The organism is Microvirga sp. P4_G7 (genome assembly GCF_056401005.1).
The window spans coordinates 1-4,817 of record NZ_JBFUKD010000261.1 but is presented as its reverse complement, the minus strand read 5'-3'; the positions used below and the strand labels follow the sequence as shown (position 1 = coordinate 4,817).

General features: G+C 59.1%; 3 protein-coding genes. 2 read left to right on the top strand and 1 reads right to left on the bottom strand.

The window, feature by feature from the left end:
* On the bottom strand, positions 1-352 hold a 352-nt coding region (locus tag AC1DT3_RS12325; RefSeq protein ID WP_477465543.1), incomplete at its 3' end, for a porin.
* A 453-nt stretch (positions 353-805) separates the two neighbouring features.
* Between AC1DT3_RS12325 and aspT the strand changes: the two genes are divergently transcribed.
* Together aspT and AC1DT3_RS12315 are read left to right on the top strand one after the other, a co-directional pair.
* On the top strand, positions 806-2,497 hold the full coding sequence (gene aspT, locus AC1DT3_RS12320; protein WP_477465542.1) for an aspartate-alanine antiporter: 1,692 nt from the start codon (positions 806-808) through the stop codon (positions 2,495-2,497).
* 122 nt (positions 2,498-2,619) lie between these two features.
* Positions 2,620-4,817, top strand: a 2,198-nt coding sequence (locus AC1DT3_RS12315) for a decarboxylase (protein ID WP_477465541.1), incomplete at its 3' end; no start/stop codon positions are given.

Below are 4,817 nucleotides of genomic sequence, written 5' to 3'. Positions count from 1 at the left end.
TGTCGCCGTAGGTTCCGGTATTCCGTGTGACTTCGTAGCGAACGAAGGTGCGGAGCAGGCCGTAACCGGTCATATTTCGTGCGTCGAGTTCGATGCGTGCGCGGGCCCGCGTTGAAATTGCATCTTCGTCTCGGGCACCAGGTTCGAGATAGCGATACTCGAAGCGCACCCGACCACCCACTTTCAGGCAGGTGTCGGTGCCAGGAATGGCGAAAAAGCCCGCCCCCATGGTCGAGCAGGTGCGGACGTAGTCGACGGGCTTTGCGGATTTGGTTGGCAAGTCTGCCGAGGTAGCGGAGGTCGCAACGAGCGCACCGGCGAACAGCGACAGCAGAACCAAGCGTGCGCGCATTCCCAAACTCCACTCGATACGAGCCTGAGTTTAGCGAAGCCTTGCTGCACCAACAATGCCCAACTCTTCGTTTCGAGAATGATGTGTCTTTGCAGCATCAATCGGGTGATTCCCGGGCCCAAATCGCAACTGTTCCGCTTCGAGATCAGGGTTTACCCTCATAGTAAGATGCCCGGCGTGGGATTATGGTCGCAGACTGCTCGCAAGTGTGGAGTGGAACATGGCTCGCTCGACTGCCTCTGAACGGCCCCGCTGCAAATCGAACCCAACGAAAAAATTTGCTCCATGCGGGCTCGCGAACGAGCTTTTGCGGCCGGGCAGGGGAAGCGCGCTGGCGTCGGAAGCCACATTCTTGAACATCCCAAGCCTCCGATCGGGGTGATCAGACGAGCGCATACTTGAGAACTACGACGGGCCTACAGGTTAGCTTCATCACACAGGATGAGTTCCGCCATGGTCGACTGGTTCGTCAATACTCTTAAAAGCTATCCGGAAATTGCCATCTTCTTGTCCCTGGCGATCGGGTATTATTTCGGCTCCTTTACATTCAAGGGACTTGGGCTGGGGGCCGTCACGGCGACGTTGATCGCCGCCGTGCTCATCGGCCAACTCGGCATTACGATCTCGCCGCCCCTGAAATCGACATTCTTCCTCATGTTCCTGTTCGCGATCGGCTACGGCGTCGGACCGCAATTCGTGCGAGGGATAGCAAAGGACGGCATTCCCCAGGCGGTGTTCGCGGCCGTCGTGTGCGTATTCTGTCTTGGTGCTGCCTATCTTGGAGCGCTCCTCGCGGGATACGATGTCGGATCCGCAGCGGGACTTTATGCGGGATCGCAGACCATCTCGGCCTCGATGGGCCTTGCAACCGACGCCATCAACAGGCTCGGTCTGCCTCCGGACCAGGCCAAACAGCTTCTCGACAACATGCCGGTCGCATACGCCGTCACTTACATCTTCGGCACTGTCGGATCCGCGCTCGTTCTCGCCTTGATTGGACCTGCTCTTCTCGGGATCGATCTCGAAGCGGAATGCAAACGTTACGAAATCGAACACGGCGGAAAGAAAGAGGAGGGCGGGCCCGGGACGGCTTGGCACCGCTTCGAATTACGCGCGTTCAAGATCCGCGAGAATGGTGTGGCGGTTGGGTTGACGGCGCAGGAGGCGGAATCTCGCTTCCCGGACAAGCGCGTGTTCATCGAGCGCGTCCGACGGGATGGAAAACTGATCGAGGCAACCGCTGATACGGTCATTCAGGCCGGTGACATCGTGGCCGTCGCCGGTCCGCGCGAGATCCTGGTGGAGCTGATCGGTCCCCACGCGGAAGAAATCAATGACCGGGAATTGCTGGCCGTTCCCGTGGAGGGCATCGACGTCTACGTGACGAGCAAGAATGCGGACGGCAAAACCTTGCAGGAACTCGCCGGGATGCCGGAGGCCCGCGGCGTCTTCCTCCGCAAGATCGTTCGGGGCGTGACGGCGACCGACATTCCCATCCTGCCCAACACGAAAGTGTATCGCGGAGACATCCTCACCCTCGTCGGCCGCACGCAAGATACGACCGCCGCAACAAATGCCCTGGGACGTCCCGACCGACAGACCGACGTGGCAGACGTCGCCTTCATCGCCGCGGCGATCACGATCGGCGCCCTGGTTGGCGCATTGGTCTACAATGTCGGCGGCGTCCCCCTGACTTTGTCGACTTCGGGCGGCGCGCTGATATCCGGGTTGTTCTTCGGCTGGCTCCGATCCGTTCACCCGACCTTCGGACGCATACCCTCGCCGACCGTCTGGTTCATGAATTCCGTTGGCCTCAACGTCTTCATCGCAGTGGTTGGCATCTCTTCAGGTCCGGGGTTTGTCGCAGGCCTCCAAGCGAAAGGCTTCAGTCTGTTTCTGTGGGGCATTTTCGTGACGACGCTTCCACTGATTCTGGCGATGTACACCGGGAAGTACATCTTCAAATTCCACCCTGCGATCCTGCTCGGATGCTGCTCCGGTGCTCGGACGACGACCGCATCGCTGGGAATGATCAACGATCGCGCCAAAAGCCAAATACCCGGGCTTGGATACACCGTCACTTACGCCGTTGGAAACACGTTGCTGACGATCTGGGGAATGGTGATCGTGATCCTGATGACCTGACGATGGCCTGCCAGTTCCAGAGTGCACACGGCGAGATTTTCCACGGTTCGTCTGCACGATCGGTGTGAGGCAACTGTCTCGACTTGTCAGCAACACCCTTTCAGTCACGAAGGAAGACGAGGATGAACAAGTCAGATTCTTCGCACTCGACAATCGATCATTTCTTCTCTGCCCCCTCGATGCGAACCGACAAGTGGGTCGAGGTGCTTGCAGCCGCCAGGGCTTGGCATGGCGGAAAGCCTGCGGCACTGGACCGGATCAAGGCGTTACTTCTAGACCTCGGTCCGCTGGAGGCGTTCTTTGCCTATCCGGGCTTGACCCTTCTCGATCGATTGCGGGCGAGGTTGAGCGAAGGTGACGCCAAAGGATTCTATTTCCTGGCGCAACGGATTTCGTCCGCGATCATCTCCCAGGATTTCAAGCACGATCCCGCGGAATGGGAGAGCAGCGATGAGGCCATAGATATCCCGGCGGATAGATTGCCCCCGGCCTTTGGCGGCGCCGCCCATCGGCCGTATTTCGAGGTTCTTTTCGTAACGCCTCACCAGCCTTCGCGCTGGCAGCATTTGATCCATGAAATTCGCCGACTGAGGCGACCCGAGGATGAGTTCGTCTCCGAACCGGTGATCGTGGGCAGCGCCGAGGACGCAGTCGCAGCCACGATCGTCAATCCGAGTATCGCGGCGATCGCCCTCTACGAAGGCTTTGCGCTTCGCACCCGACAGGACGCGTCGCTCATACGCGCGCTTCTCGACGCCTATGGAGTTGCGACCGAGATTGGGGAGGAAGAGCTGACACTCGACCTCGCGGACATCCTGAAACGGATCCGCCCTGAGCTCGACATCTATCTTCTCACCGATCGCAACGTGGAGAAACTTGCCGGCGACGTGCGCGCCAATGCAGTCCGGAGAGTCTTCTATCAGGTCGAGGAGCCGCTCGAACTTCACTTGTCGATCCTCGAGGGCGTTCGGGCCCGATTTGTCACTCCCTTCTTCGATAACCTCAAGAAATACGCTGCTCGACCGATCGCGACCTTTCACGCGCTGCCGATTGCCCGAGGAAAGGCGGTGTTCAAGTCCGGATGGATCCGTGACATGGGCGAGTTCTACGGCGCCAACCTATTTCTCGCCGAAAGCTCCGCGACAACCGGCGGGCTCGACAGCCTGCTGGAGCCGACCGGAAACATCAAGAAAGCACAGGAGCTGGCAGCACGCGCCTTCGGCGCGGATCGCGTCTTCTTCGTGACCAACGGAACTTCGACGAGTAACAAGATGGTTGTCCAGGCACTCTTGGCGCCCGGTGACATCGCCATCATCGACAGGAATTGCCACAAGTCTCACCATTACGGCTGCGTCCTGAGCGGGGTACAGCCCTACTACGTCGAGGCATTTCCGCTCACGCAGTATTCGATGTACGGGGCGGTGCCGCTGCGCGCCATCAAGAAGGCTCTCCTCGATCTCAAGGCTGCCGGTCGCCTCGATCGCGTGAAGCTCCTCGATCTCACGAATTGTACCTTCGACGGGCATGTCTACAACACACGCCGTGTGATGGAGGAATGCCTGGCGATCAAGCCAGATCTCATCTTCCTCTGGGACGAGGCGTGGTTCGGCTTCGCCCACTGGTCGCCCTTCCTGCGTCCGCGTACGGCGATGGGTGCGGCTGCCGATATCGAGCACTACTTGCAAACGCCCGAGGCATTGGAAGCCTATGAGCGACAGCAAAAGAAATTGGGGGCCGACGCCAGTGTTGAAACTCTTCTTGACGCGCGTCTCGTTCCGGATCCGCGCCAAGTGCGGCTGAGGGTCTATCAGACGAACTCGACCCATAAATCGATGTCGGCAATTCGTCAGGGATCGATGGTCCTGGTGAAGGACGTCGACTATCACACTGTCGAAGAACAATTCCACGAGGCAGTTTTCACGCACGCTTCGACGAGCCCGAACCAACAGCTCATCGCCAGTCTCGACGTCGCCCGGCGGCAGATGGAGCTCGAGGGCTACGGCCTCGTCGCGAATGCGATTCAGATCGCCCTGGAAATCCGCCGGCAGATCAACAGCCACCCGATCATCTCGCGGTACTTCAAGGTGCTCGGCAACGATGACCTGGTTCCGGAAGAGTTCCGCAAGAGTGGCTTTGTGGACTTCCTCACCCCCGGAACAACCTGGTTCGATGCCGCTAAAAGTATCAGGGACGATGAGTTCTTTCTCGATCCGACGCGTCTCACTCTCGTGAGCGGTCATGCTGGCTTCGATGGGACGCAGCTAAAAGGGATCCTCGCGGAGAGGTACAACATCCAACTCAACAAGACCTCGCGCAACAS